This window comes from Cryobacterium sandaracinum, from assembly GCF_004403415.1.
Lineage (GTDB): Bacteria > Actinomycetota > Actinomycetes > Actinomycetales > Microbacteriaceae > Cryobacterium > Cryobacterium sandaracinum.
The window spans coordinates 40,099-64,387 of the sequence record NZ_SOGO01000014.1 but is presented as its reverse complement, the minus strand read 5'-3'; the positions used below and the strand labels follow the sequence as shown (position 1 = coordinate 64,387).

25 protein-coding genes are annotated in these 24,289 nt (G+C 64.4%); 9 read left to right on the top strand and 16 right to left on the bottom strand.

All coding sequences use genetic code 11. The annotated features are described in order from the left end of the window. Positions 1 to 25 precede the first annotated feature (25 nt). Positions 26 to 475, top strand: a complete 450-nt coding sequence (locus tag E3T25_RS04575) for a cytidine deaminase family protein (protein WP_198415638.1) — start codon at positions 26 to 28, stop codon at positions 473 to 475. A gap of 449 nt (positions 476 to 924) precedes the next feature. Here E3T25_RS04575 and arcC read toward each other — a convergent pair whose 3' ends face one another. The 6 genes from arcC to E3T25_RS16650 form a co-directional block, all read right to left on the bottom strand. Next, a complete protein-coding gene (gene arcC / locus E3T25_RS04570; RefSeq protein WP_134372519.1) occupies positions 925 to 1,857 on the bottom strand; it encodes a carbamate kinase in 933 nt (310 codons plus the stop codon). Next, positions 1,857 to 2,858 carry an ornithine carbamoyltransferase gene (gene argF / locus E3T25_RS04565; protein ID WP_134372516.1) on the bottom strand — a complete coding sequence of 334 codons (1,002 nt, stop codon included), beginning with the start codon at positions 2,856 to 2,858 and terminating at the stop codon, positions 1,857 to 1,859. Before argF ends, arcC begins: the two co-directional genes overlap by 1 nt. Further along, positions 2,855 to 4,084, bottom strand: coding sequence for an arginine deiminase (locus E3T25_RS04560; RefSeq protein WP_134372513.1), 1,230 nt, complete (start codon positions 4,082 to 4,084; stop codon positions 2,855 to 2,857). The genes argF and E3T25_RS04560 overlap by 4 nt, the downstream gene beginning before the upstream one ends. 33 nt (positions 4,085 to 4,117) lie before the next feature. Then, positions 4,118 to 5,536, bottom strand: coding sequence for an APC family permease (locus E3T25_RS04555; RefSeq protein WP_134372510.1), 1,419 nt, complete (start codon positions 5,534 to 5,536; stop codon positions 4,118 to 4,120). Positions 5,537 to 5,788: 252 nt separating this feature from the next. Further along, positions 5,789 to 5,926 (bottom strand): hypothetical protein, encoded by a 138-nt coding sequence (locus E3T25_RS16655; RefSeq protein WP_166785942.1) that lies wholly within the window; start codon positions 5,924 to 5,926, stop codon positions 5,789 to 5,791. Between the two features lie 45 nt (positions 5,927 to 5,971). Then, positions 5,972 to 6,118 (bottom strand): hypothetical protein, encoded by a 147-nt coding sequence (locus tag E3T25_RS16650; RefSeq protein WP_166785941.1) that lies wholly within the window; start codon positions 6,116 to 6,118, stop codon positions 5,972 to 5,974. 138 nt (positions 6,119 to 6,256) lie between these two features. Here E3T25_RS16650 and E3T25_RS04550 point away from each other — a divergent pair, with 138 nt between their 5' ends. Both E3T25_RS04550 and E3T25_RS04545 read left to right on the top strand, forming a co-directional pair. Continuing rightward, a complete protein-coding gene (locus E3T25_RS04550; protein WP_134372507.1) occupies positions 6,257 to 6,688 on the top strand; it encodes an Lrp/AsnC family transcriptional regulator in 432 nt (143 codons plus the stop codon). 205 nt (positions 6,689 to 6,893) lie between these two features. Beyond that, complete coding sequence (locus tag E3T25_RS04545) at positions 6,894 to 7,361, top strand: SRPBCC family protein (RefSeq protein ID WP_134372504.1); 468 nt, start codon at positions 6,894 to 6,896, stop codon at positions 7,359 to 7,361. 641 nt (positions 7,362 to 8,002) lie between these two features. Here the strand turns inward: E3T25_RS04545 and E3T25_RS04535 are convergent. Beyond that, the gene (locus tag E3T25_RS04535) at positions 8,003 to 8,926 is read right to left on the bottom strand and encodes a nucleotidyl transferase AbiEii/AbiGii toxin family protein (protein ID WP_134372501.1); all 924 of its coding nucleotides are present in this window, start codon (positions 8,924 to 8,926) and stop codon (positions 8,003 to 8,005) included. After that, positions 8,923 to 9,972 carry a type IV toxin-antitoxin system AbiEi family antitoxin domain-containing protein gene (locus tag E3T25_RS04530; protein WP_134372498.1) on the bottom strand — a complete coding sequence of 350 codons (1,050 nt, stop codon included), beginning with the start codon at positions 9,970 to 9,972 and terminating at the stop codon, positions 8,923 to 8,925. Before E3T25_RS04530 ends, E3T25_RS04535 begins: the two co-directional genes overlap by 4 nt. Positions 9,973 to 10,495: 523 nt before the next feature. Between E3T25_RS04530 and E3T25_RS04525 the strand changes: the two genes are divergently transcribed. The 4 genes from E3T25_RS04525 (at position 10,496) to E3T25_RS04510 (ending at position 13,215) form a co-directional block, all read left to right on the top strand. Continuing rightward, a complete protein-coding gene (locus E3T25_RS04525) occupies positions 10,496 to 10,969 on the top strand; it encodes a M23 family metallopeptidase (protein WP_241980619.1) in 474 nt (157 codons plus the stop codon). Between the two features lie 132 nt (positions 10,970 to 11,101). Beyond that, complete coding sequence (locus E3T25_RS04520; RefSeq protein WP_134372492.1) at positions 11,102 to 11,593, top strand: GNAT family N-acetyltransferase; 492 nt, start codon at positions 11,102 to 11,104, stop codon at positions 11,591 to 11,593. 105 nt (positions 11,594 to 11,698) lie between these two features. Further along, a protein-coding gene (locus E3T25_RS04515; RefSeq protein WP_134372489.1) for an IS3 family transposase occupies positions 11,699 to 12,849 on the top strand; the annotation gives its coding sequence in 2 pieces (ribosomal slippage) (positions 11,699 to 11,978 and positions 11,978 to 12,849; 1,152 coding nt in all). Positions 12,850 to 12,912: 63 nt separating this feature from the next. Beyond that, positions 12,913 to 13,215 (top strand): putative quinol monooxygenase, encoded by a 303-nt coding sequence (locus tag E3T25_RS04510; protein WP_134372486.1) that lies wholly within the window; start codon positions 12,913 to 12,915, stop codon positions 13,213 to 13,215. Positions 13,216 to 13,297: 82 nt separating this feature from the next. Here E3T25_RS04510 and E3T25_RS04505 read toward each other — a convergent pair whose 3' ends face one another. Together E3T25_RS04505 and E3T25_RS04500 are read right to left on the bottom strand one after the other, a co-directional pair. Continuing rightward, on the bottom strand, positions 13,298 to 13,762 hold the full coding sequence (locus tag E3T25_RS04505; protein WP_134372483.1) for a GNAT family N-acetyltransferase: 465 nt from the start codon (positions 13,760 to 13,762) through the stop codon (positions 13,298 to 13,300). 67 nt (positions 13,763 to 13,829) lie between these two features. After that, positions 13,830 to 14,162 carry a hypothetical protein gene (locus E3T25_RS04500; protein ID WP_134372480.1) on the bottom strand — a complete coding sequence of 111 codons (333 nt, stop codon included), beginning with the start codon at positions 14,160 to 14,162 and terminating at the stop codon, positions 13,830 to 13,832. A gap of 418 nt (positions 14,163 to 14,580) precedes the next feature. On the opposite strand from E3T25_RS04500, the gene E3T25_RS04495 reads away from it, so the two are divergent. Both E3T25_RS04495 and E3T25_RS04490 read left to right on the top strand, forming a co-directional pair. Beyond that, a complete protein-coding gene (locus E3T25_RS04495) occupies positions 14,581 to 14,859 on the top strand; it encodes a hypothetical protein (protein ID WP_134372477.1) in 279 nt (92 codons plus the stop codon). An 801-nt stretch (positions 14,860 to 15,660) separates the two neighbouring features. After that, entirely contained in the window at positions 15,661 to 16,116 is a 456-nt protein-coding gene (locus tag E3T25_RS04490) for a GNAT family N-acetyltransferase (protein ID WP_134372474.1), read from the top strand. A gap of 218 nt (positions 16,117 to 16,334) precedes the next feature. On the opposite strand, the gene E3T25_RS04485 is transcribed toward E3T25_RS04490, so the two are convergent. The 6 genes from E3T25_RS04485 to E3T25_RS04460 form a co-directional block, all read right to left on the bottom strand. Further along, a complete protein-coding gene (locus E3T25_RS04485; protein ID WP_134372471.1) occupies positions 16,335 to 16,739 on the bottom strand; it encodes a DUF4913 domain-containing protein in 405 nt (134 codons plus the stop codon). Next, positions 16,732 to 18,474, bottom strand: a complete 1,743-nt coding sequence (locus E3T25_RS04480) for a type IV secretory system conjugative DNA transfer family protein (RefSeq protein ID WP_134372468.1) — start codon at positions 18,472 to 18,474, stop codon at positions 16,732 to 16,734. Before E3T25_RS04480 ends, E3T25_RS04485 begins: the two co-directional genes overlap by 8 nt. Positions 18,475 to 18,547: 73 nt before the next feature. Then, positions 18,548 to 19,621 carry a hypothetical protein gene (locus tag E3T25_RS04475; RefSeq protein WP_134372465.1) on the bottom strand — a complete coding sequence of 358 codons (1,074 nt, stop codon included), beginning with the start codon at positions 19,619 to 19,621 and terminating at the stop codon, positions 18,548 to 18,550. 7 nt (positions 19,622 to 19,628) lie between these two features. Further along, positions 19,629 to 21,176: an ATP/GTP-binding protein gene (locus E3T25_RS04470; RefSeq protein WP_134372462.1), complete on the bottom strand. Its 1,548-nt coding sequence runs from the start codon at positions 21,174 to 21,176 to the stop codon at positions 19,629 to 19,631. After that, positions 21,173 to 22,876: a hypothetical protein gene (locus E3T25_RS04465; protein ID WP_134372459.1), complete on the bottom strand. Its 1,704-nt coding sequence runs from the start codon at positions 22,874 to 22,876 to the stop codon at positions 21,173 to 21,175. Before E3T25_RS04465 ends, E3T25_RS04470 begins: the two co-directional genes overlap by 4 nt. Further along, positions 22,876 to 24,195, bottom strand: a complete 1,320-nt coding sequence (locus E3T25_RS04460; RefSeq protein WP_134372456.1) for a hypothetical protein — start codon at positions 24,193 to 24,195, stop codon at positions 22,876 to 22,878. The genes E3T25_RS04465 and E3T25_RS04460 overlap by 1 nt, the downstream gene beginning before the upstream one ends. Between the last annotated feature and the right edge of the window lie 94 nt (positions 24,196 to 24,289).

Sequence of the window (24,289 nt, the reverse complement as noted above, 5' to 3'; positions counted from 1 at the left end):
CGCATTGGGCAATACGCTCAACGACATGGATATGCGCCAGCTCACCGATGACGACCTGGAACTCATTGCGAGAGCGGAGGAAGCCATTGATGCCAACGCTGACGTTGAAGGTGGCGTGCACACAGTCGGAGCTGCTGTTCGGGATGCCACGGGACGGATTCACGTGGGCGTCAACGTTTATCACTTCACGGGTGGTCCCTGCGCTGACCTCGTCGCGCTGGGAACGGCGCGAACTTCCGGAGCACGCGAGCTGACGACAATTGTGGCCGTGGGCGACAGCGGTCGCGGCGTGAAAGCCCCGTGTGGTCGCGATCGTCAGGTTCTTGCCGATTACCACCCCAACATGCGAGTCCTTGTTCCCACTCCGGTAGGCGTCCGTAACGTCTCAATCGCCGACTTGCTGCCATTGGGCTTCGATTGGCTAGCCGAGGAGAAAGCGGCCGCTGACAGGGCAGCGAGTTCGATCGTTGGGTAGCTCGATGGTCGGTCACCACGGGACGGCCGGGTGCCTCTCGAGCAGATAACTTGCCCTGGCAGGAATGCTATTCAAGGTTGGGCCACCGGCGTCGGTGCGGAGCCTACGGTAACGTGGCCGCCCACGCTCGGCCTTCGGCGTCAGCCCGCCTCCGGAGCTCAACCCAAGACGGCGCCGACGACGCGACAATAGCCAAGTCTTCATCGATCGCTGTGAGGGCTGCTTGCACGAACCCGGAGCCCAAAGCCGCACCGCTGTCGTTGAGATCAGCATCCGGATTAGCCTGCCAGAACGCGTAATCCGCCGCCTCATACAGCTGCGTTGCGAGAGAAGGCCGCGCTGCCCAACTTGCGTGTGCGCGCACCTGCCCGGACCGTTGAGTCGGCCCGGGCAGGTTTCTGTCGTCCCCGTCAGCCGCCGTGGACCGGCGTCGTGGGACCGCGGTGGGGTCAGCGGTAGGCCACGCCGTTGGCTGTCACGGAGACCCGGGTACCCGCGGTTCCGTCCAGGAGCGCCGGCAATTCTGTCAGGGATCCGATGAAGGCGTCGCGACCGGTGTTGCGGGCGAAGTCGATCGCCGCCTCAACCTTGGGTCCCATCGAGCCCGCCGGGAAGTCGAAGCCCGCGAGCGTGTCCGGGTGGACGAGCATGATGGCGCGCTGTTCTGGCGTCCCCCAGCCGGTGTAGACGGCGTCCGCGTCGGTGGCGATCACTAGGGAGTCGGCCTTGAGGTCCCGGGCCAGCACCGCGCTGGCCCGGTCCTTGTCGATCACGGCGTCGACGCCGATGAGTTTGCGGGAGCCTGGCTGGTACATGGTGGGTATGCCACCGCCGCCGGCGCAGATCACCACCGTGTCGGCGTCCACCAGCGTTTTGATCGTGCTCAGCTCGAAGATCCGCTGCGGCATGGGCGAGGGTACCACCCGACGCCAGTGGTCGCCGTCGGGTTTGACGACCCACCCCCGCAGCACCGCTAGGCGACGCGCCTCGTCGGCGTCGTACACCGGCCCGACAAACTTCGTCGGGTCCGTGAACGCTGGGTCTGCCGGGTCCACCTCGGTCATTGTCAGGATCGTCGCGATCGACTTTTCGAACGGGAGTCGGTTGCCGAGTTCTTGTTCGATCATGTACCCGATCATTCCCTCGGTCTGGGCGCCCAGGACGTCGAAAGGGTACTCGGACGTGTGGTCGTAGGCGGCCGCCTGGAGCGCGAGCAGCCCGACCTGCGGCCCGTTGCCGTGGGAGATCACCAGCTGATGCTCCTGGGCGATTGGCGCCAGCGCGGCGCACGCCTTGGCGACGTTGGCACGTTGGTTTTGCACCGTCATCGGGGCGCCGCGCTCTTGGAGCGCGTTGCCGCCGAGAGCGACCACGAGGCGCATCAGGAACCCAGGGTGGCGACCATGATCGCCTTGATCGAGTGCATCCGGTTCTCGGCCTGAGCGAACACGATGGAGCTGGACGACTCGAACACCTCGTCCGTGACCTCAAGCTCGCCGAGGCCGGTCTGCTTGAACAACTGTTCCCCGACGGCCGTGTTCCGGTCGTGGAACGCCGGCAGGCAGTGCATGAACTTGACGTCGGGGTTGCTGGTCTTGGCCAAGACGTCCGCGGTGACCTGGTAGGGAAGCAGGGCGGCGATGCGTTCGTCCCAAGTTTCCTTGGGCTCGCCCATGGAGACCCAGATGTCGGTGTAGATGAAGTCGACCCCGGCCACGCCCTCGGCGACGTCCTCAGTGTGGGTCAGCCGCGCGCCTGTGCTCTCGGCGATCGTCTGGGCGGCCGCGATCACCTCGTCGGTGTTCCACAGCTGGCGGGGGGCTACGATGCGCACGTCCATGCCCATCAGTGCCCCTGCCACCAGCAGCGAGTTTGCGACGTTGTTGTGCGCGTCTCCGAGGTACGCGAAGGCGATCTCGTGGTCGTTCTTGGTGGAGTGCTCGCGCATCGTGAGCATGTCGCACAGCGCCTGGGTGGGATGCCACTCGTCCGTCAACCCGTTCCACACCGGCACGCCCGACGACGCGGCCAGCGTCTCGACGTTGGTCTGCGCCGAGCCTCGGTACTCGATGGCGTCGAACATCCCGCCCAGCACCCGCGCGGTGTCCTTAACGGACTCCTTGTGCCCCATCTGTGACCCGCTCGGATCGAGGTAGGTCACATGGGCGCCCTGGTCGTGCGCGGCGACCTCCATGGCGCAGCGGGTCCGGGTGGAGGTCTTTTCGAAGATGAGGGCGATGTTCTTCCCGGTTAGCCGCGGCAGCTCAGTGCCGGCGTATTTGGCTGCCTTGAGGTCCGCGGCCAGGCCGAGGAGGAACTTCCACTCCTTCGGGGTGAAGTCGACTTCCTTAAGGAAACTCCGGTTGTGCAGGTTAAAGCTCACAGGATCACCGCATCTCTTTCGATTGGACAGGACAGACATCGCGGACCGCCGCGGCCGCGGCCGAGCTCGGATCCCACGACGGGTACGACTTCGATGCCCTCGTCGGCGAGGTATCGATTGGCGGTCGTGTTCCGCTCATAACCCAGCACGACGCCGGGGGAAACGGCGAGGAAGTTGTTCCCATCGTTCCACTGCTCTCGCTGCGCACCCGCGCGATCGATTGGGGTGCGCAGGACCCGGACCTTGTCGACGCCGAGGGCCTCGGCCACGAGAGGAAACAGGTCCGTGTGCTCCGTAATGTCGTAGTCGCCGCCGGACCCCACCGGGGTGAGCATGAACGCGCGCAGCGTCTCGGGCAGGTACGGATAAACGGAGAACGCGTCGCTGTCGACCATTGTCATGGCGGTGTCCAGGTGCATGAACGCCCGCTCTTTCGGCAGCTCGACGACGATCACCTGGCGGACATGGCCGCCCTGGAAGAGCAGTCGGGCCAGTGTCTCGACCCCCTGGGGCGAGGTCCGCTCGCCCATCCCGATCATCAGCACCCCATTACCGATCACGAGCACGTCGCCGCCCTCGACGGTAGCGGGCTCGTGGGGCAGGGAATCGTCGCCGTAGACGATCTCCAGCCCGGCGTCGCGGAACATCGGGTGGAACTTGTAGATCAGGCGGGAGTTGATGGTCTCACGTTTGCGGGCCTGCTTGGCCATCGGGTTGATGCTCAGGGCGCCGTAGATCCAGGCCGAGTTATCGCGCTGGAACAGGTGGTTCGGCAGGGGCCGCAGCAGGAAATCATCGATGCCGAGGGACTCCATCAGAAGGCTGGGCGTGTGCAGCATCGGCATGACGTCACTCTTGAGCACGCCCCCGATCAGGAGCTCGGAAAGCACCTCCGACGACGTTTGGTCGACGATCCGCTCCAGCGGCTTGTCCAGCGCGGGCCCGAACCGGATGGCCGTGGTCAGACACTTCTGCAGAAACTCCCGGGCACCCGGCTCGTCCAGCGCCGCGGCGAGCAGTTCGCGGAAGTAATGCACCGTCACGTTGCGCTCTCTGAGCTGGCCGACGAACGCGTCGTGCTCTTCCCTAGCCCGATCGGCCCACATGACGTCGTCGAAGAGCAGGTCGTCGACGTTGTCCGGGGTCAGCCGGCTGAGCTCGAGACCCGGCCGGTGGACGATCACCTGGCGCAGCACTCCTACCTCGGATTCAACACGAAATGGCATGGCTATTCCTTACTATATTGATGGTGTAAATACTCAGCGGTACTCGGGCACGGGGGCCGGCTTAGTCATCCGGTGCCGCTGCGCAAGGTAGACCGGGATCCCGACGACGAACGCGCCGCCGGCCATCAGGAACGGGCCCCAGACGACGTACCACAAGTCGCTGGTGTTCCTGGAGTAGTAGATGAAGGCGATCGAGAAGATCAGCGCCACGATTGCCACCGACACATCGAACGCGAACCTCGACGTGTGGACTGGGTGGCTGTCCCGCCAACGCCACTTGATCTGGACCAAGGCGGAGAATGCGTAGGGCACGGCTGCCGTGATCCCGGTCATCAGGACCAGGGTGGTAAACACCGTTGAGCCGCTGGTTCCCAGATAGCTGATCACCACGGCGACCGACGCCAGCGCGGTGGACGCGATGATCCCGAAGGCCGGAACCCGGCGCCGCGACAGGCTCCCGAACCGCGCCGGGAACAGCCCGTCCTTCGCGGCAGCCAACGGCATCTCCGCGCAGATCATTGTCCAGCCGTTCAGCGCGCCGATACCGGAGACGATGACGGCCAACGCCACCAAGTCCCCGGCCCAGGAACCGCCGCCGACGATCGAGTTGGCCGCGACGGAGTAGGACGCCTTGTTCACGTCCATAGCCAACTGCGAGGCGGGCACGATGCCGAACACGGCAACCATCGACAGCAGGTAGACGATGGCGCTAGCGAGCGTGCCGTAGATGGTCGCCTTCGGGACATTCCGTTCGGGATCGCGGACCTTCGCCGCGGCAACGGCCGCGGTCTCGACGCCCAAATAGCTGAACAGTGCGATCGCCATCGCTCCACCGATCGCCGACAGGCTGCTGTCACCGCTGAGGTTCCACGGCGTGAAGTTCCCCGCCTTGATGAAGAGCAACCCGACGGTCGACATGATGGCCAGCGGGATGAACTTCAGCACCGTCGTCCAGACTTGGACCGAACCCATCGCGCGCACGCCAGTCAGGTTGATCACGGCCGGGATCCACAACCCGACGAGGGCGATTAGGATCGACCAGCCGACCGCACCGTCCTTGTTTAGGAAGTGCTCGACGTAGTACACCCAGCCGACGACGATCGCCGCGTTGCCCGCCCATGCCGTGATCCAGTAGGACCAGGCGTTAACGAACCCGGCCGCGTTGCCGAACCCTGAGCGTGCATAGGCATACGGTCCGCCGGCAGCTGGCAGGCGTCGCGACATCACCGCGAACATCAGCGCAAGCGCGACCGCCCCGACGGTGGCGAGGCCCATGGCGACCAGGCTGATCGGGCCATACGACGCTAATGCGTAGGGCAGCGAGAAGATGCCGACACCGATGATACTGCCCATAATCAGTGCAGTCGACTGAGGCAGGGACAGGGCGCGCTCGGTTGTGCGCCCCTCGGGCTCGGTCGGGACAGACCCGACCTCGGACCTTGGTTGGACCATGATGACCTCCGGCGTTGATACGGATATTTGACATCCGATCGTCAGGTCGACAGGTTTCCGGGCTTAGCGGCCGAGGGAACTAAGTGGCAAGTTCACGGATGTTCTTGAAACGGATGTTCTTGAAATCTGCCGTGCATTTCGGTGGAGCGTGTCAGAAACCGACGCAGGGCAATGCCTGATCAGGTTTCAAGAAACGCAGTGGTTGAACTTAACATTGACGGCACGCCGATCACCGCCCCAAAAAGCCAGCGCTTACGGCCGAGCAGAAATCGCGACAATAACGTCAGCGACCAGACCGAAGAGGTTCTTGGGATCGAAGGGACCGGCGATCAGATCGAGTTCGACGAAGAATGAGGCGCCGGCGACCGAATCGCGCAGGTAGCGCAGCACCGAAAAGTCCTCGATGGCAAAATCGACCGAGTCGAAGATGGCGATCTAGTCGTAGTGCGTGCGCCCCGCCGCCTGGGTCTTATCAGCACTGGAGGTCGTGATGTTGTCGGCGCCCGCCACCGCGTCCCGCGCGCTCGCTACCACGACGATGTCGAAGCCGAACGGCCGGGCGGTGATGTTCTTTACGTTCATAAAACGCACCACGTCAACCTTCTCTGTGTTGTCTGTAATCAGCGTATGACCAGGCAATGTGCACGTGCAACGAGCAGAACGAGCCAATATGTACCATCAATTTTTCAAGATGGTTACCCTGGCTGTACAGTGTGAATCATGCATCCGCTCGATGACCTCGATCGCCGCTTAATCGGCGCGCTGCGGGCGGACGGGCGAACCCCCGTCACCACGCTCGCCCATGACCTCGGAGTCACGAGGGCAACGGTGAACAGCCGGCTGCAGCGGCTGCTGGACTCGGGCACCGTCCTCGGATTCTCCGTCCGGGTTCGCGAAGAGCGGGATCCCGACTCGATCCGGGCGATCGCGCTCATCGAGGTCGAGGGGCGCTCAACAGATCGGGCGATCAGCCAACTTCGCGGCTTTCCCGAAGTCCGGGCGCTACACACCACGAACGGCGACTGGGACCTGGTAGCCGAGATCCGGACCGACACGCTGAGCAACTTCGACCGGCTACTCGGCCAGATTCGCTCCGTCGAGGGCGTCGTTAACAGCGAGACGAGTCTGCTGCTCAGTTCGACGCTGTCCTAAGCCTCATTCCATGGCCCGGCTGACACATTTCAGGTGCTTGAGATCCTCTGTTCGGTTCATTCGGCTGACGTTGCCAGGGCATGGTTTATGGGTATGAACCCGGAACCAGGTGATGCGGCGCCGGCCGAACCGCTTTCGGAGGGACGTTCCCGACAGGTCGTGGCCGCGGCGCGGTCCTCCGTAGCCGCGGCCTAGGCTAGGCAGCATGACGGTCGAACAGGTTGAGCAAGGTCCGCGCCGAGTCGCGCGCACTGTCGAGGTGTCGGCTTCGGCTGACGACGTCTTCGCGTTGGTGGCTGATCCGCACCGTCACGGTGAGTTGGATGGCTCGGGCACCGTCCGCGACACGGTGTCGGGTCCGCAGCGGCTCAGCCAGGGCGCACAATTCTCGGTAGCGATGAAGCAGTTCGGCATCCCGTATCGCATTACCAGCACGGTCACGCGCATCGAAGATGGTCGGCTTCTGGAATGGCGTCACCCAGCGGGCCACCGGTGGCGCTGGGAACTCACGCCACTCACGCCCACGTCCACGCGCGTCACTGAGACGTTCGACTACAGCACCGTCCCAGCCGTGCAGGGCAAAGTCTTCGAATTGCTCGGCGTTCCTCGGAAGAACGCCGCCGGCATCGAAGCCACCCTGCGCCAACTCGCGTCGCGCTACGCCCGCGCTTGACGTGACGGTGCTCACGTCCTGACCGGACGCCGAGACCCCCGTCTGCATGGGCGTATGGGATCTGCGAATCGAATTCCCGCACATGACCAGATTCCCACCGGCAACCTTCAGTACACGCGCAAGTTCGCGGGCGCATGGACTGCCGAGACGCCAATTTCTCAGCAGGCTGCTGGGAAATTGGCGGGTAGCCACAACATGGTCTGCCTGGACCAGCTCGACGGCATCGAAGCCCGCGACTGGTACGCCACGGCCGCTGTGAAAAACGATTGGCCCGTAACGTTTTGCTCAACCAGATCACGATCAAGAACCGCACTCTCGAAAGGGGCTGCGGAGCGAGCAGCTTGTGAGTCTTGTGAGTTTGGCCGCCCCTACATTCCTGCCGATCGTGGGAAGGCGTGAACCTCTCTGCTCTTTAAAAAGGCCCGGCCTGCCAGCGGCTGCCTATCCCTTATTGGGTGGCCGAACTGTGGAGTACGAAAAAGCCCCGGCATGTATCGCCTGGGGCAGACGAGCATGAGTACCGGGGCTAATCGTTGGAGTGGGGGACTCCGCCTCGTAACGGTACTCGCGTATTGCCTGTGGAGGATTTCGCCGCGCCTACTGAGGGCAAGTTCGTGGCCCTGTCGCGGGTCTCGCACCGGTCAGCTCGGGCGGATCCACTGTTGTTGTGATGGGTCCCAGGCGCCGTCCTCGATTTCGGCGCTGAGGGCCGGCCGCAGCATCGCGTTGACCAGGGAGCGCGCAGCTTCATGGTCGAGGACGTCGCTCAAGACAGGAACGGTCTTGGCAACTGTGCGGTATCCGTCGGTCATGGAGCGTGGCACGTGGAGCGCAGTAAACGGCGGCAAGCCACGCTGGTGCGCTTCGGTGTGGACGCTGATGCGGAGTTGGCGTGCATCGATTCGCATCGTCTTCGTGAGGATGGCCAGATCGACGAGATCTTTCGTTCGGGTGGAGGCCTGGCCGCCGTAGGTCGATACGGTCGCGCACACCTTGTCGGCGATCTGGTCCTCGACCGCGATGGCCTGGTAGACCACGGCCGGTCCCAGGCGCGACATGTCGAGCCTGAATGCTGGAGTAATGATGTCCAGGGGTGCGGCAGGGGTGCGCTTGTGGATGGCCAGGTCGACTCTGAGGGGGTTCCGGGTGCCGGCGCCTCGAACGGTGACGCTGAATGTGATGGCCGCGGCGTGGAGCTCGGGCTGATTGGGGCCGCCGCTGTCGCGGTGGCTGACATAGCGGAACTCGAAATGATCGCCCAGGTCGATGCTCGCGGCTGAGGCGAGTTGGGCGATGGCGGCGTCGATACTCATCTCCGCCGTCTCGAGGTCCACATCGGTCGTGCTCCGCGATTGGGGAAGCCGAGCAAGCATGCTCGTGCCTCCTTTGAGTGCGAAGGGGCAATCGTCCAGAGAGAACACCCGGCAGAGAAAGCGATCGAAGACAGCCAGTTCGATGAGGCTCTGGACGGAAGACCCGACGCCGCTTCGGTACGCCGCGCGAGCCTTCTCCGTGATCGCGGAAAGCACCGCACGCCCATCTGGGTACGGGTCGCTGACGGTCATTGTTCTTCCCCTTCTATGCTGAGGTCTTCTGTCGCGCCGACTGTAGGAGCCGACGAGTTCCCAGTTGCGACTTGGAAGGCGATCGTGGGAGTGGTGATGTTTGGTAGCGATGCCGATATCTGCGCTGCGATGGATTTGGTGATGTGAGCCATCTGTTCACGCTGGCGCGCAAGTAGTGGGGCGAGCACGGTGTCTGTGATTTCGGACACGAGGCGACTCTGCTCCACGAGTACCGGTGCGATCATCCGCTCGATGTGTTCGCCCAGCTCGACACTCCCCGCCAGCTGGGGCTGTAGCCCGGCGACGATGGTCCTCAGCTGCTCCCGCACTGCCTGGCTGACGATTCCCTCGAGGGCAGCGCCAATAGCCGGCCGCTGCACGAGCGCACGCGCTGCGGCGATATCGTCGATCCCCGCGCTCCGGCGGAGTTGTTCCAGCAGAGCTGGGCCATCGCCTCGAGCGTGGCCGTATCGTGCGGCGAACGGGGTCAGCAGAAGGCCGAGGTGTTCGAGATCGACCGCTCGTTCACCCCGGGTCGCGTCGGCCAGCACGTCGCCGACCAGGGACAGGTCGCCGACCTCGTCGACCAGGTCGGCGACCGTTCGTTCGATGCTCGTCACCGGGAGGCCCCCGACAACCACAACGTCGCGGGAATCCAGCTGGCGCCGGCTGTAGACAATGTCGGTTCGTTGCGTTTGGCGCCGTTCGCTGGTGATCAGGCGATACGGGACTGGATTGATATCGCCGCACTCATGAACAGCTGCCGCGGCCGCCCCGCCCACCACAACTCCCGGGGTACTCACCCGATCCCACGCCAGCACCATGGGTTCGGTCGACATCCAGGCAGCGCGCAGATCATTCAGAGGAGCGACCGGCACTCCCCCGAGCCGGTACACGCCGTGGGCGAGTCGCTCGAGTCGCCCATCTCGTTCCCGATGCGAGAGATTGGCGCGACTCACACCCCTTGCCCGCGCCTGAGCTGTGGTGAATAGACCCCACTGGCCGGCAGCCAGTTCCTCAAGGATCGGTTCAACAACAACGCTCATACTTGGAAAGTATAACCTGAGTACGCTTTACAAGCAATTGCGTTCTGTAAAGACGGACCAGAAGGCGAATCCCGTGCGGGCGGGGCCTACGCGACACTGCGGCCCCAAGGTGGACTCGGGGCGATGGTTGCCGACTTCCGTCCTCGGCTGCACAAATTCCGCACTCGCATGCACAGCTCATTCACGCCACCACTGGCCTGGGCTCTGTGCCCATGAGGGTCCGGCTTGCGGGCGGCCCGCCTCAACCTGGACCGATCTAGTTGGGCTAGGTTGACTTGTGCCTCTCGTTACACTGAGCGTGTCGCTCGAACGAGCCTCATCACTATGTGCGGCCGGAGGTGCTGGCACGTTGCGCACTCCCCCCGTTGTGCTGCGATTTCCGTTCCAGGGCCGGTGGATCGCAGAGAACAGTCCGTCGAACCGTGTTCCCAGCCATGGCACCCATCTATTCGGCACGACATTCGCAATCGACTTCATCGCCATCGACGAACGAGGCCATTCGGCAAAGCACGGTTGGCGCTCCGTGCTAGCGACGGAGCCCCCCGAGGACTTTGTCGGATACGGCGCCCCGATCCTGGCGCCGGCATCGGGCACTGTCGTTGCCGCGGTCGACGGTGAGCTTGATCACGAGGCCCGGCGCTCGCAAGTGGCCTTGATTCCTTACGCGCTCTCCCAAGCGCGCCGAGTTCGAGAGGGCGTGCGCGCGATCGCGGGCAACCACGTGGTCATCGCGCTTGAGCCGGCCGGGCCTTTTGTGCTCATCGCCCATCTCCAGCGCGGATCGGTGAGCGCCGCAGTTGGATCAGTGGTCATGGTCGGCGAGAACATCGGATCATGCGGGAACTCGGGCAACAGCACGCAGCCTCACGTGCACGTGCAAGTCACGGACTCGACGACCTGGCCGACGGCGCGCGGCAGGCCGATCGTCTTTGAGCGCCCTCAGGTCAACGGTGGCAACTGGCTCCCGAGAAACGGGGAGGCCTTCACCGCCTCATGAATTGCAAAAGCACCCGGCCGATATTGTTCCCAAACGCCACTCCCCCGAAGATCGGGATCTCGGGGGGCGATGCCACCGAAGGAGCGGGCTCACTCCGACTTGGCCGGTGGCTCGAGAAGTACTGTGGAACGCATGACTCCAACGATGCCGATCGTCGTCTCTGCGACATCACCGACGTCCGCTGAAGCCAAGGACGTGTCGCTTCGGTACTACGAGGACATTGTGGGTCGCTACCACGGGCGACCCGCCTCTTGCGAGGAGACCCTGGACGCCCAGGCCGGATACCCCAGTGACGATCTGGTCGCACCACTCGGCCTCCTTCTGCTGGCCCGTCAAGGAGCGACCGTTCTCGGCTGTGCAGGAATGCGGGTGCGCCCCGGCGACATCGGCGAGGTGACCAGAGTCTTCGTGGAACCGGCGGCGCGGGGTAAGGGCGTGGGTCGCCTGCTCATGAAGGAACTAGAACGCAAATCCCGCGAACTAGGACTCGATGCATTGCGGTTGGACACACGAACGGACCTCGTTGAAGCGCGAAGCCTGTACGCGTCCCTTGGCTACGTCGAAGGAGCGCCACACAACACGGACCCATACGCGAACCACTGGTTCCGGAAAGAATTGGCGTGAATTCTGATTCTTGAAGGCCAGCGAAGGCCTTGGTCGGTTGGGACTGCCCCCGGTTTGGTTGACTCCTAACCTGTGAAGATTCGTCTTCGCTGGAAAGATGTCATCATGCCCAAGCCCTATCCACCCGAGTCCCGCCGCGATGTTGTCGCGGTCGCCCGGAAGCACGAAGCCGCGCTGAATCAGATCGCGAAAGACTTCGGGATCTCGGAGTCCTGCCTGGCGAATTGGCTGAAGAAAGCCGACGTCGAGGAAGGCGTCAAGCCGGGCGTGACCGAGAAGGAGTCCGAGGAACTGCGGGATGCCAAGAAACGCATCCGGCTGCTCGAGCAGGAAGCCGAGGTCATGCGCCGTGCTGTCGCGTATCTGTCCCGGGACGTCAACCCAAAATGATCTACCCGCTGGTCCTTGAACTGGCCGTCGACGGTGTCCCCGTCACGGTGACCTGCCGGGTGTTGCGCTTCTCCAAACAAGCGTTCTACCAGTGGAAACGCGCCCCCGTCTCCCAGCGCGACTGGGACGACGCCCACCTCACCAACGCCGCCTGGGATATTCACCGAGACGACCCCGCCTTCGGCTACCGGTTCATCTCCGACGAGCTCGGCCAGGCCGGCCTCACCGCGGGTGAGAACCGGGTCTGGCGGCTGTGCTCGCAGCAACGGCTCTGGTCCGTGTTCGCGAAGAAACGCGCCCTCACACGCAAGGCCGGCCCGCCCGTCCACGACGACCACGTCAAACGGAAATTCACCGCGACACGCCCGAACCAGCTCTGGCTCACCGACATCACCGAACACCGCACCGACGAGGGCAAGATCTACCTCTGCGCGATCAAAGACGTCTACTCGAACAAGATCGTCGGCTACTCGATCGACTCCAGGATGAAGGCGTCCCTGGCCGTCGCCGTCGCCGCCGCCCGGAACGCGATCGGCCAGCGCACCATCGACGGCACGATCCTGCACTCCGACCGAGGCTCCCAGTTCCGCTCCAACGCGTTCCTGCGGGTGCTGAAGAACAACGGCATCACCGGGTCGATGGGCCGCGTCGGCGCATGCGGCGACAACGCCGCGATGGAGTCGTTCTGCGCCCTGCTACAGAAGAACGTCCTCGATCGTCAGCGGTGGTCAACCCGGGACGAACTGCGCCTGGCGATGGTGGTCTGGATCGAGCGCACCTACCACCGAAAGCGCCGGCAACGCCGCCTCGGTAAGCTCACCCCGATCGAGTTTGAGACAATAAACGTTGCCCTCAAGGCCGCCTGAAACCACTAACCCTTTGAGTCAACTGAACTCGGGGCAGTCCCGGACGCTGGGTAGGGTTATGCCATGACTTTCGCAAACGTGGGAACACTCGGTGTAGTCCCCGGTAAACGTGATGAGCTGGTCGCTCATCTGACTCAGCGCAGCGACACCCTCAAACAGATCGGCTGCCTGGCTTATGAGGTAGGGGTCAGCGACGATGACCTCGACACGGTGTTCGTCGTGGAACTATGGGACAGCGCCGAAGCGCATCAAGCTTCGCTCGCCTTGCCCGAGGTCCAAGCATCTATAGCGACCGCAAGGCCGCTTCTGTCCGGCGCTTTTGGCGGGTTTCGCTTCAACGTCGTCGGATCACCACTACGCGACTGAACCGCGGCGCTCCAAGCGCACGTTCTGCGATCCACCGTCGGAACTCCTCAGCCTTCCCGTCAACCGTTCGGCTATCAGGCGTTCAGAGCGATCCCGGCCGCAGATCGTATGTCACCCATTTCGTCGAAGTGGCGGTCGAGTCATAAAGGCGCCGGGCACGAGTGTTGTCCTCCGCCGTGATCCAGCGGACGACTGAGCTGCCCTCACCGTCGGCCAATGAGGAGAGTTCGCTGAGTAGCGCCCGCCCGACGCCGGAACCGCGAGTGTTCGGGGACGTGAACAGATCGTCGAGGAAGATTCCCACGCTGCCAGTGGAGGGGCGGGCAAATCGTCGATAGTGCGCGAGTCCCACGAGGCGATCCCCGGAACTGGCAACGAAGGCATTGACTTCATGCGCGCCGTCGTTGATCCAAGTCCACACACGTTCAACAATGCTTTCATCAGGGGAAAGTGCGTAAAACGCTCGATATTCCCGATACAGTCCAGCCCACTCGGCGAAATCTGATGCCTGGATCCCGCGAACCGAGACCGTGTCGTCTGTACTCATCGCCCCAGAGTAGCGGCCCGCATTCTGTTCCCGATGGAGGCTAATTGCCCGGCCGCGGATCGGCGACCTAGAGATTAGTCAATCGCGTCAGCAGGGTCTCGGCTGCGCCGGTGATGCTGCCGACTGCGGAGAAGGTGAAGATACCAGCCACTCCCCAGAACCAGTAACGGTCACTCCGACCCGCTTTCATCCGGTTGAAGGCCAGCCACCAAGCCGCCACCGTCGCCAAGGTGGAGGCGATTACGGTACCGAACGCCATCCGGACGAAGTCTGCTGCGTCTGGAGCACCCCAGGAGTTGGTCGCGAGAACGATACAGAACGGAACGATGATCATCCCCACGAATCCGATGAGCACCGGAGACACAGCGCGTCGTTTCTGAGTACTCGTCTGGGTTGTCATGCGGTGAGTCTCGCAGGTCTCGCCCCGACAGACGACGCAATCGTTCCCGCGATCCGCAAGGGGTTCCCAAACGCCACTCCCCCGAAACTTCGGGACCTCGACCATTTGGTGCTGGATGTGCGTCCGTCGAGGTCCGGCTTACGGGCACGGCCGCCATCGTGAGTGATACTGCGGCAACCCGAGCGCATGGTTCGCGATTATGCGCACCCACCGCGCAGCGCCACGCACCCAGGCGGTCATTCTGAGAGTCCTGCCGGCGCTTTCGGACGCGGTCCTGTCTCCCGCGACACGTTCTTCTGCCAGGGACGACGCCCCAGCCGAATCGAAGACCTCTTGCTAACCTCAGCGCCATAGAGCAGACAAGCACCACGACCCACGCTTATCTCAGTGCTGCCACGCTCACCGGGACGGTCAGGGAATGAAGAACTCTTCGGCACGGCGGGTCTATGCGATCGTGGGCGCACTCGTCCTACTTGGTATCGGATTCGTTTTCACCGCTCTTTTTTCATACTTCATTCGCTACTCACAAGTCGACTCACTCATCGGCAGCATCGACAACGACCTCTATCTCCGACTGAGCCAGATGTTCGCAGCCGAGAAGGCGCTCCTGACTTTGGGCGGGATTGCGTTCAGCGCGGGCATCGTGTTGGCGATCTTCGGCACCGTCAGATTCCGGCACCACACCGCCGTGGGCTGAGGCATTCGTTCAAGGCCGCACGTTTCACCTCGTCCGGCCTGCAGCTCAGCCCCGCCCGTCGCCGGTTCCCGTGCGGAACATCGTTGGGAGCCCCGCCACTCGCCCCACTCGCCCAACGAGTTCAGGGAGACGTCGGCCTACGGGATGCACGTGCCCGCCGTGAGTACGATCGGGCCATGGCACATATCGAAGATGATGGCCGCTCCGGCGGGGAACCCATCCGTCCGGCACCGCAGGATCCACCCCTTCAGGCGCTACTGCCTGGCTTGGACCGACTTACAGCATCATCGTTTCGGAAGGGAACCGTCAGCCGCCGGAGAATCAATCGTGCGATTCTCTTGTTGGTCGCCGTGGCGGGCGTCACTGCTGCGCTCATCACTGCGAGCGTCGTGCTCTGAAGGTTCCCCGAACGCCTGCTTCGCAGGTGACTGAGCGCGCCTCCTGAGCAAGTGATTCGCACTAGAGCATGCTCGTAGAATCAGGTTTCCGGAGCATTGCGGAGCGGCCGAAAGCGGCGACCATCTATTGGAGCGATCACATGAAAAACGGCAAATACTGGGCGGTGGCTGCAGCCCTCACGGTAATGCTCGGAGTCGCCTTGTTCACTGCTGAATTCGACGCTCTGGGGAACGGGATCCTTTTCGCTGGCTACGGACTAGCAAGCGGACTTACATACAGGTTCCTGCACACCAAAGCACGCCCACCGGCCACCAAAGGCTGAGGATCGAAGAGGCGCATCGTCAGACTCCTCACCGCGGCGACACCGCAGGAGGTTCCCTTCGCCAAGCTATTCTCGGAGTCATGTTGAAGACTTTTGTTCGACAAGCGAGGGCCGACGATCTGGAACTTCTTGAAACGATCGAGAATGAAGCTGACGTGCTGTTCGCGACTGTGTTCTCGATAGACGGCTGGCGGCCTGCTCCTTCATATTTGAAGCCGTCACAACAGAAGGGCTTCATCCTCGTAGCCAGCGACAGCCCAGGAACGGATGCGATCGGGTTCGCACACGTCCTCGAAGTCCCTGGCAGCAGTCATCTCGAGCAACTATCGGTCAGGCCGTCCGCGGCGCACCGCGGGCATGGGCGCGCGCTCGTCGAAGCAGTCAAGAGCGAATCAAGACTGCGCGAATGCAAACGGGTCACCCTGCGAACGTTCGCGGATGTTCCATGGAACGCCCCCTTCTACTTGAGCTGTGGCTTTATCGGGCGTGATCCCGATTCTGATTTTCTTCGAGATCTGTTAGTAGCGGAGCAATAGCGAGGACTTGGGTACGGCCGGCGTGTTCAAATGAACTTCGACCTCACTGATGAGTTGCCCCGATAACCGTTCCTTTGAGGGCATTCTTCCGTTAGTTGCAGTCGGTACATTAAGTGTCCTGAGCCCCGTCGAACAGCTCCATTTTGCGGTGAAGAATCGTCGATTAATGATTAATTTCTGTCGGGGCACGTTCTAAAAAGACGTGGCGAACACTTCAGTTACAGCTCCACGTCGTCCGGCGGCATCGACGCGGGCACGATCCTGGCGGTGGTGTCCTTGCGGCGGTGGAGGTGTCCTTGGTCGGGGTCGCAGTCGCGGAAAGGCCCGTTGCTTTTGTCGAAGATCACCGCGGCGTGGCGGTCCCAGTGGTTGATCCACCAGGACGACACGGCGCCGGCGTCGCCGTCCATGACGCTGGCGTCGGCTTGCATGCTGGCTTGCCAGAGGGCCTTGAACCTGGCGACTACCTCCGGGTGTAGCCACCATTGGGTGCACCACGGTGTGGGTTTGGTGCCGACGACCTCGACGGTGGCGAGGTGACCGGTCAGCCAGTCGAGGAACATTTGGCGAACGTCGACCGCGTCCTCTTCAGGGCCGGTCGAGTCGTCGTCGTACTCAGCCATGAGCTGCGACCTCCGCTGCAGTGGTGTCGTCGGGAACCGCGACCGGTGCCGGCCTGGGGTTCGGTGTCCTGGTTGGTGTGCGGTTGATGGTGGTGGTGAGGGTTTTGTCGCGGAACCAGGGGACGGTGTTGACCATGACGGGGCGGCATTTGGAGCTGAAGACGATGGCGCGCCATTCGGGGAGGGATCCGAGGGCGGCGATGTCGAGGGTGTTGACCTTGCGGGTGTTGGTGGAGGTGGATTGGTGGCCGTCTTTGCTGGTGGAGCTGCCGTAGGTGATTTCGTCGTGTTCGCCGATGAGGGCGGCCAGAGAGCGGAGGAAGTCGTCGTCGCCGGATCCGCCGCCGAAGACGCGGGTGGCGGCGGCGTCCCAGAGGGTTTGCCAGCCGTCTTTCCCGAACGCGTCGATCGCCTGTGCGCGGGATTGGAAGTAGGAGTTGAGGATGATGCCCATCGATCCGTAGAAGGAATACACGGAGGGCAGTTCGGGCCAGCGGACGATGTTCGCGCACTCGTCGAGCTCCATCACCAGCGGGACCGGGAGCCGGCCGCCGTTTCGCTGCGCAGCGGTTTCGGCGGTTTTGCAGATGGCGCGGATGAGGGCGGTGAGGATGGCGCCGCCGGATCCTTCACCGTCTTTGGAGAGGAGCACGAGGGTGTCGGTGCTGGTGATGAACGCGGCCGGGTCGAATCGGCGGATCCCGATCGTGTCGGTCCAGGCGAGGAGGTCGTCGTCGGCGAGGGCGGACGCCATTCGCTGCGCGGTGGCGTAGACGCTGCCCTTGGTTTTGTCCGGCCAGCTCAGGATGCCCTCGATGGTAGAAGAGGGCCCGGTTTTTCCGTGGCGGGCGAGGATCTGCTGCACGCCGTACCCCTCAGCCCGGGCGATCCACGCGAACACCTGGGTGAGAGGTTCGTGCTCGAGGGCGGCCGCGTAGAAGAAGTACGCGAGCATGTCCCGCCCGGCGGTATCGAACTGGGAATCGCCGCCCCGGTCGGAGGCCTTCCGGGTGGATGCTTCGAAGATCGCGGCGAGCTCCCGGGCGTCCGCGGCGCTTCGGATGTAGTCGAGCGGGTTGAAAACGAAGTCGGGTTGCGGGTCCCGGCGGTAGATGCGGTTGGGGTCGAAGATGAATGCCTGGCCGTGGCCGGCCCGCCCGGCGAGGGCTTCGCGGACGCCGTCGACTTTGTTGGAGGTCATGATGGCGGCGCCGGGGGCTTCGAGCATGTGCCGGATCACGAGGGCAGAGGTTTTGCCGCGGCCGGTGCCGAACACGTACACGCCCAGGTCCCGCCACCCCTGAAATATCCACCGGTTTCCCCGTCCGACGAGGCGGCCGACCCGCTCCCCCGCCGGCAGGTTCACCGCGGCCGGGTGCAGCTGCGCGGCTTCCTTGGCCCGCAGCTTCTCGCGCAGCACGGCGGACTGCCGGGTCGTGGCCATGTGCCGCAGCGCCACGTTGTTGCGCTTGGTCGACGCCCACTGGGCCTGCTTGGCCAGGATGAACGCGAACAAGGCCACGGCGAGGACCAGGGCCGCCACGCTCGTCCAGGTTGCTGCGGGCGGCCAGGGTGCGTCCCGGAAGAGGAAGTCCCCCGCGAGGGCGGCGGGGTTCCAGGGATAGGTCGTGCCGGTGGGGGTGATCATTGCGCCGACGTGCACGGCCACGAGCAAGGCCAGGGCGGCGAGGAGGGCGAGGAGGCCGGTCATGATGCGGGCTTTCCAGTCGATCATCTGGTTCTCCTTGCCGACACGAACACGGTCTGTTGGTCTGTCTGGGTGGCGCGGTGCGCTTGGGTGTGGGGCATCAGTTGCTGAGTTTCATGGGGTCGGTGGTGTTGGGGTCGACGGCGATGTGGACGTGGTTGCAGTCGTCCCGGAATTGCTTCATCGACAGGTCCAGGCTCACGCCGGCGTCGGCGCGGCACTGGTTCTGGCCGGCGCCGGACCCGGCCGGCATGACTGGGCTGAGCGCCTTCAGGAGCTTCAGGGCGTTCGCGTCGGCACCGGTGGTGGGCATCCGGTCGAAGGAGTAGAAGTCGACGGCGTGCCCGCCATCGTTCGCGGAGTGCGGAGAGGAGAGGCCGGAGCCGAGTACTTGGCCGGTGCAGGCCCGGTTGATGTCCGAGAGCCCGACCGTGTCGAACATATTCGTAGCAATAGTGATCACTTGCAGGATGCGGGTGTCGATGCCGCAGTTCGGGCGGGTTTCGCCGTCGGCGATCCACCGGATCTCGCGCAGGTGATCCGGAGACAATCCGGTGATTGTGCCTGCGTCGATCTTGACCACCAGGGCCGCCGCCAACGCCCGCGCATCACTCCCAACCCCGGCCGCGCACGCTGCGTCCCCGGTCGTGAGAGCCGCCACGACCTCCTTCGCCTGGTCGTAGTAGGTCGTGTAGTGGTTCGGGTCGGCGTTGATCTGCACGGCGTGCGCCGCCTGGGTGGGCGCCAGCGTCTCCCAATTTGGGACTGTGACGAGGCGTTGGAAGAAGAACCCGGCGGCTTGGGTGGGGTTCATGCGTTCGGCAAGGGTGCCCCAGGTATCGCGTTGCTGGAACAGGCCGCGGGAGTCGGGTCCAACAGTGTCGCCGTAGCTGAGGTTGCGGAGCGCGGATTCGCCCATGGCAGTCATGACGGCGATGGTTTGCCCGTGCACGTTGACGCCCGCGGCCCGGCCGGCGTTCATGATCAGGGCAGCATTGACGAGCTGGTCGCCCTGGTACCCGGCGACCGCAGACCGTTCCGCGGCGCCCTGCGGGTTCGCCGCGACAGCCGCGCATGCCCCGGTGCCGGGGCCGCCGCCGGTGACGAGGAGCAGCCCGGTGAAGAGGACCACGAGCAGGAGCACCAGCCCGGTGCCGAGTATGCCTTTCTGCATGACGGGTTTAGGTGGTGGCGTTGCCGGCGGCCATGGCGGAGTCGGTGTTGGTGACTTCCACTTCCCAGTCCGAGCGGATGTGGCGGATGTGGGTTTCTGGGTTGGACCCGTACTTGAACACGCAATGCCCCGGATTCAACTGCATGAGGGTGGCGGCGGTGTCGGGGGCGAAGTTGAAGGTTTCTTGCGCCCAGCGGGCGTCTTCGGGGCGGTCTTGGCGGAAGGCGTACACGGTTTGGGCTTCTTGGACGACGGTGTAGCCGGGGCTGTCTGGGGGGATGTCGGTGCCTTTGTGCATGATGAAGACGTTGGAGATGCCGAGGGAGCGGGAGAGTTTCTGGTTGGATTTCACCAGTTGGGCGGAGGGGCCGCCGATCATGTGCCAGCCCTCTTCGTAGATCACGTTCGTCACAAACCCGCGCTCCTCACGCAGCCGCCCCATCAGCCACATGTTCCCGATCGCCATCACCGTCGGGATCGCGGGCCCGGCGTCGGGGAGCTGCGAAATGTCGAACGTGGTCAGCTTGTGGGACAGGTCGACTCTCCGGCTGGTTTCGCCGTCGAAGATGCCGGCGTAGGTTTCGAGGAGATTCTGCAGGCCGAACCGGATCGACAGGCCCACCTGGTGGAACCGCTCCGACGCCTCCCCCGACAACCCTTGATCCGTCGGCACCAATCCGAGGAATGGCATCAGGTCTGTGGTGGTCGCGGCCCGTCGGGTGTCCTGGAATTTCTCAAACAATAGTTGCAGGGCGTACCGGGTGGCTTTCTCTTCCCACTCCGTGGCGGGGGTGTCGCCCCGGGCGATGCGGGCGACAGCGTTGATCAGCAGCATCTGCCCTTGGAGGCCGGTGCCGCGGGCGATGAGGGGGTCCATCAGGTTGAAGCGGGTGCCGGTCCCGTCGGGGTCGAAGCGGAGGGGCTCGGTGCCCATGCGGCGGGTGACGCCGGCGTATTCGCCTTCGCCGCCCTCGTCCTTCTTGTCGAACACCACAGCCCGGTGATTCTTCAGCAGCAGGGGCCGCATCACCATGACCGTTTTAGTGAACGAGGACTTCCCGGACCCGACGGTGCCGATGATGAGGACGTTGGGTGAGGTCAGCTTCCGCGGGGTCGCGTTGTACGCGGTGGGGGCGTCGTGACTGATCATCGTCGACGAGAGCGTGTCAGTGCCATTGACGACCCCATCGATCCCGGTCGGTGCCCCAATGATGCCGGTGTTCAGGATCTCGGCCTGCCTGGTCGTTGACGGGGCCCCGGCCAGGCGGGGCGCGTACCAGCCGCGCGCCGCAGCCCCAGAAGAGGCCCGCAACACGGACCCGGGCCGCTCGAACGGCGGCACATCCACCGGCCGCCGCGACGACACAGGTGCGTCAGAAACCGCAGCGGCAGGACCAGTGGCATCCTCCTCGCCCGTGAGCACGGGCGACGTGGACACTGGGGTGAGGAAGATCTTCAGGCCGGGGACTGTCCCGTACCAGGGCTTCTTGGTGGGGGTGCGTTTGCCGTGCGCGGTGCCGGTAGCCGCGGGGGTGGCGGGGTTGGTGGGGGTCATGAGATGGCTTCCTTGTCGGTGCGGCCGGCGAGGCGGTTGATGGCCCGGGTTGCCAGGGTTGCGCCTGCTGGGCGGAGGCCCCGGCCGAGGGGCCAGGTGGTGCCGGAGGCGGCGGATTGGAAGGAGTCTTGCCAGTCGAGGTGTTCGATGCCGAGGCCGGTCGCGCACGCTTCCTCGAGCTGCCGGGAGGCGTGGCCGAGGTCTGCCCGGGTGGGGGCGGAAACAGTGACGAACCCGATCCAATCAACGCCATGATGGTGGGAACCGGCGGCGAGGTCCGCAGAGCGGCGCTGCGCAGCGGACATGCGGGTGGTGCTGTCGTCAGAGATGAGGCGCCCCTTCTGCTGGTCAGCGAGGACCCCGGCAAGGTCGCGGACGACGTCGGCGCGCGCTTTCGCTTTTGCCTGCCCGGCCGGGACCAGGTGCAGGTGGAAGGACACCGACCGGACGAAGGTCAGTTCCCTACCGATGAGGAGGTCGAGGGACCAGAGGGGGCTGCGGCCGGCGACGGCGAGGTTCTCGCCGTGGATGGCCGCGGTGCGGTGCCACCACGTCACCGGCGGCGACACCGGCCCGGCCTCGGTCATGACGAGGGAGGTGGGGTCGACGCCGTCGACGATGTGCGCGGAGAACTCGTCGCGGGACGCGATCCCAGAAAGGAGCGGGTCAACATTCCGGGTGAGGTCGATGGGCAGATGCGGGTTCTGCTGGTGCAACATCAGCGCCGTGGTCTGCTTCGCAGTCAGGGCCTGCACGTCGCCCATCCGTGCTTCGTTCAGCCCCTGTTCGGTGGCCTGAATCTGCCCGGCCATCAGCGCCCGCCAGGCATCGCGCCCTGGCCCGTATTTTGCGGCTGCGTCGGTGAATTGCTGGGTGAGGGGCCAGGACACGACCACGTAGTGGCGTTGCACCATCGCGTTGGCACTGGATTTCCGGATCACTTCGTCGTAGGAGAGCTTCTGCGCCTCAAACGACGCCCGCTGCGCCGTCGTCCAGGTTTCCTGAACGGGTTCCAGGCGGGTCTTCACCCACTGCTGTTGCCGTGCGGAGTCCGGCGGCAGAACCCGGGTGAGGGTTTGCACGTTCCGGATCAGGGAGGAGGGTGCGGCGCGGCGGGCCAGGAACTTGCCCCACGCGTTCGCCGCCCGGGTGAGGGCGGCGGCGGTTTCCATCCCCCGCAGCTGCCCGGACACGGAGAACGCGACGGACAGGTACGGTTGCTCACCGATCGGGGCGTGCCAAGCAATGCCGGGCATGTTCGAGGCGTATTGGAGCCAGCCCATGCCGTCGGCGCCGTCCGGGTTCGCCCGCATCTTCACCGCAGCCCGCTCCGCAACCTGCTTCTCGGCTTTCGTGCCGCGGAGGATGGCTTCTTGGAGCTGGTCCCACGCACCGACCTCGTAGGGCACGAACTCGTCCGTGCCGAGGCGCTTCCGGGCCCGGGCGCGGGCTCGCTTCCGGCGCCGCTCCAGGACCGTGCCGCGGTGGGTGCGGGCGGTAGTCAGCATCGTGATGCCCACCCCGGCGACGGCCACGATCAGGGCGGGGAGGCCGAGCCCTGAGACCATGCCGGCCATTCCGCCGGCGATGAACACGGTGAGGAGGATCATCCGGGTTTTGGAGGCGGTGCCGCCAAAGAAGCCGCGGTGGCCGGACTCGCCGCCGAGGTAACGGATGTGGGACTCCGGGGTGTCACTCACTAGACGGAGTCCTTTCCATAATGTTCGTCGTGGTCCTCGACCGGTGACACGGCCGCGTCGGTCACTGAATCGGTGACTTTCTTCGTCGCCTCAAACCCGGCCATCGCCCCGGCGGCGATCATCGTGGGAACCCCGATCGCAGCACCCGCACCGGTCGCGGACTCCGCTGCACCGGCGGTGGCCATGCCGCTCTCCGCAGCGACCGCGCCGCCGCCTGCGGCAGCGGCGCCGGCACCGACCGTGGCACCGCCAGCGGTGCCCACGGACGCGGCCTCAGAGATCGACGACGTCGCCGCCTCACCCTCATCGGCCGCCGACGCGCCACCGGAACTGCTGCTGCCTCCACCGCTGCTTGAGCTGCCCGCGGACGGCGAGCTGCCGCCGAAGTAGGAGCTGCTGCTGCCGCCGGAGCGTTCGGGGCCGTTGTCGCTGTATTTGGCGTCGGCTTGCTGCATGGACTGGGATCCGATGTTCGGGCCCACAGGTGCTGTTCCGCCGCCCCCGGTGGGGATGACGGGGGCGAACTTCGTCAGGGCGACGGGGGCGAGGCCGGCCATGAACAACGCCAGGATCGACACGACCAGGGTGACTGTTTTGGCGAGGCTGGGGGTGTCGGAGAACGCATCGACCTGGGCGCTCATCATGCTGTATGCGATCGCGAGTAAGAAGAACAGCAGCGGGTGGGACGCCAGGACCCCGAACCACAGGTACGCGATCTTCGACCCGAACTTCCGCTTCTGCGGGTCCACGATCCACACGAACCCGAGGGGGAAGAGGACGCCGGAAAAGTACAGAGTGATGAGTTGAACGATCAGCATCAAGAGCACGACGAGCAGGCCCAGGATCATGAAGAACATCAGAATCACGCCGAGGACAGCGCCGCCGGCCAGTCCCGATCCGTCTTCCTCGGAGAGCATCGTGGAGAACTTGGCCACGATGGTTTCGGAGTTGCTGGTGATGCCCCACTCGATCAACGAGTCAGACAGGGCGCCGAAGAACTTGACCAGGAACGCGCCGAGTGCGGGACCGAACATGGCACCCAGGATGAACGCGGGCCCGTAGAGGGTGAGGGACTCCCCCAGCTCACGGCCGGACTGATGACCGCGCGCCGTGCGCACGATCTGCGGAATCAACAGGGCCACGAACACGAAGATCGCTAGGGCAAACGACACCTGATAGGCCTGAATGAACCAATCCGCCGTCAGGTCCGGAAGCGTCGCCTGGGTCAACGCCGGTAACACCGTATCGGAGAGACCCTTCGCCGCCCCTTGCAACAGTTTGAAGGAGTTCCCGGCCGGGTCGGACCAGAAGTCAGCCACCCCCGCGACAGTCTTCACAGCGCCACCGACGCCATTGGCTATGTCTGCGACACCACAAGCGATTAGGCCGCCAGCGCATGGTTCGCCTGCTGCC

Coding starts and splice junctions, on each gene's coding strand:
- E3T25_RS04485 (WP_134372471.1), bottom strand. CDS start 16,739: ATGGCTGAGTACGACGACGACTCGACCGGCCCTGAAGAGGACGCGGTC.
- arcC (WP_134372519.1), bottom strand. CDS start 1,857: ATGCGCCTCGTGGTCGCTCTCGGCGGCAACGCGCTCCAAGAGCGCGGC.
- E3T25_RS04575 (WP_198415638.1), top strand. CDS start 26: ATGGATATGCGCCAGCTCACCGATGACGACCTGGAACTCATTGCGAGA.
- E3T25_RS04475 (WP_134372465.1), bottom strand. CDS start 19,621: ATGCAGAAAGGCATACTCGGCACCGGGCTGGTGCTCCTGCTCGTGGTC.
- E3T25_RS04480 (WP_134372468.1), bottom strand. CDS start 18,474: ATGATCGACTGGAAAGCCCGCATCATGACCGGCCTCCTCGCCCTCCTC.
- E3T25_RS04470 (WP_134372462.1), bottom strand. CDS start 21,176: ATGACCCCCACCAACCCCGCCACCCCCGCGGCTACCGGCACCGCGCAC.
- E3T25_RS04530 (WP_134372498.1), bottom strand. CDS start 9,972: ATGAGCGTTGTTGTTGAACCGATCCTTGAGGAACTGGCTGCCGGCCAG.
- E3T25_RS04520 (WP_134372492.1), top strand. CDS start 11,102: ATGACTCCAACGATGCCGATCGTCGTCTCTGCGACATCACCGACGTCC.
- E3T25_RS04505 (WP_134372483.1), bottom strand. CDS start 13,762: ATGAGTACAGACGACACGGTCTCGGTTCGCGGGATCCAGGCATCAGAT.
- E3T25_RS04510 (WP_134372486.1), top strand. CDS start 12,913: ATGACTTTCGCAAACGTGGGAACACTCGGTGTAGTCCCCGGTAAACGT.
- E3T25_RS04555 (WP_134372510.1), bottom strand. CDS start 5,536: ATGGTCCAACCAAGGTCCGAGGTCGGGTCTGTCCCGACCGAGCCCGAG.
- E3T25_RS04535 (WP_134372501.1), bottom strand. CDS start 8,926: ATGACCGTCAGCGACCCGTACCCAGATGGGCGTGCGGTGCTTTCCGCG.
- E3T25_RS04495 (WP_134372477.1), top strand. CDS start 14,581: ATGAAGAACTCTTCGGCACGGCGGGTCTATGCGATCGTGGGCGCACTC.
- E3T25_RS16650 (WP_166785941.1), bottom strand. CDS start 6,118: ATGAACGTAAAGAACATCACCGCCCGGCCGTTCGGCTTCGACATCGTC.
- E3T25_RS04500 (WP_134372480.1), bottom strand. CDS start 14,162: ATGACAACCCAGACGAGTACTCAGAAACGACGCGCTGTGTCTCCGGTG.
- E3T25_RS04560 (WP_134372513.1), bottom strand. CDS start 4,084: ATGCCATTTCGTGTTGAATCCGAGGTAGGAGTGCTGCGCCAGGTGATC.
- E3T25_RS04490 (WP_134372474.1), top strand. CDS start 15,661: ATGTTGAAGACTTTTGTTCGACAAGCGAGGGCCGACGATCTGGAACTT.
- E3T25_RS04545 (WP_134372504.1), top strand. CDS start 6,894: ATGACGGTCGAACAGGTTGAGCAAGGTCCGCGCCGAGTCGCGCGCACT.
- E3T25_RS04550 (WP_134372507.1), top strand. CDS start 6,257: ATGCATCCGCTCGATGACCTCGATCGCCGCTTAATCGGCGCGCTGCGG.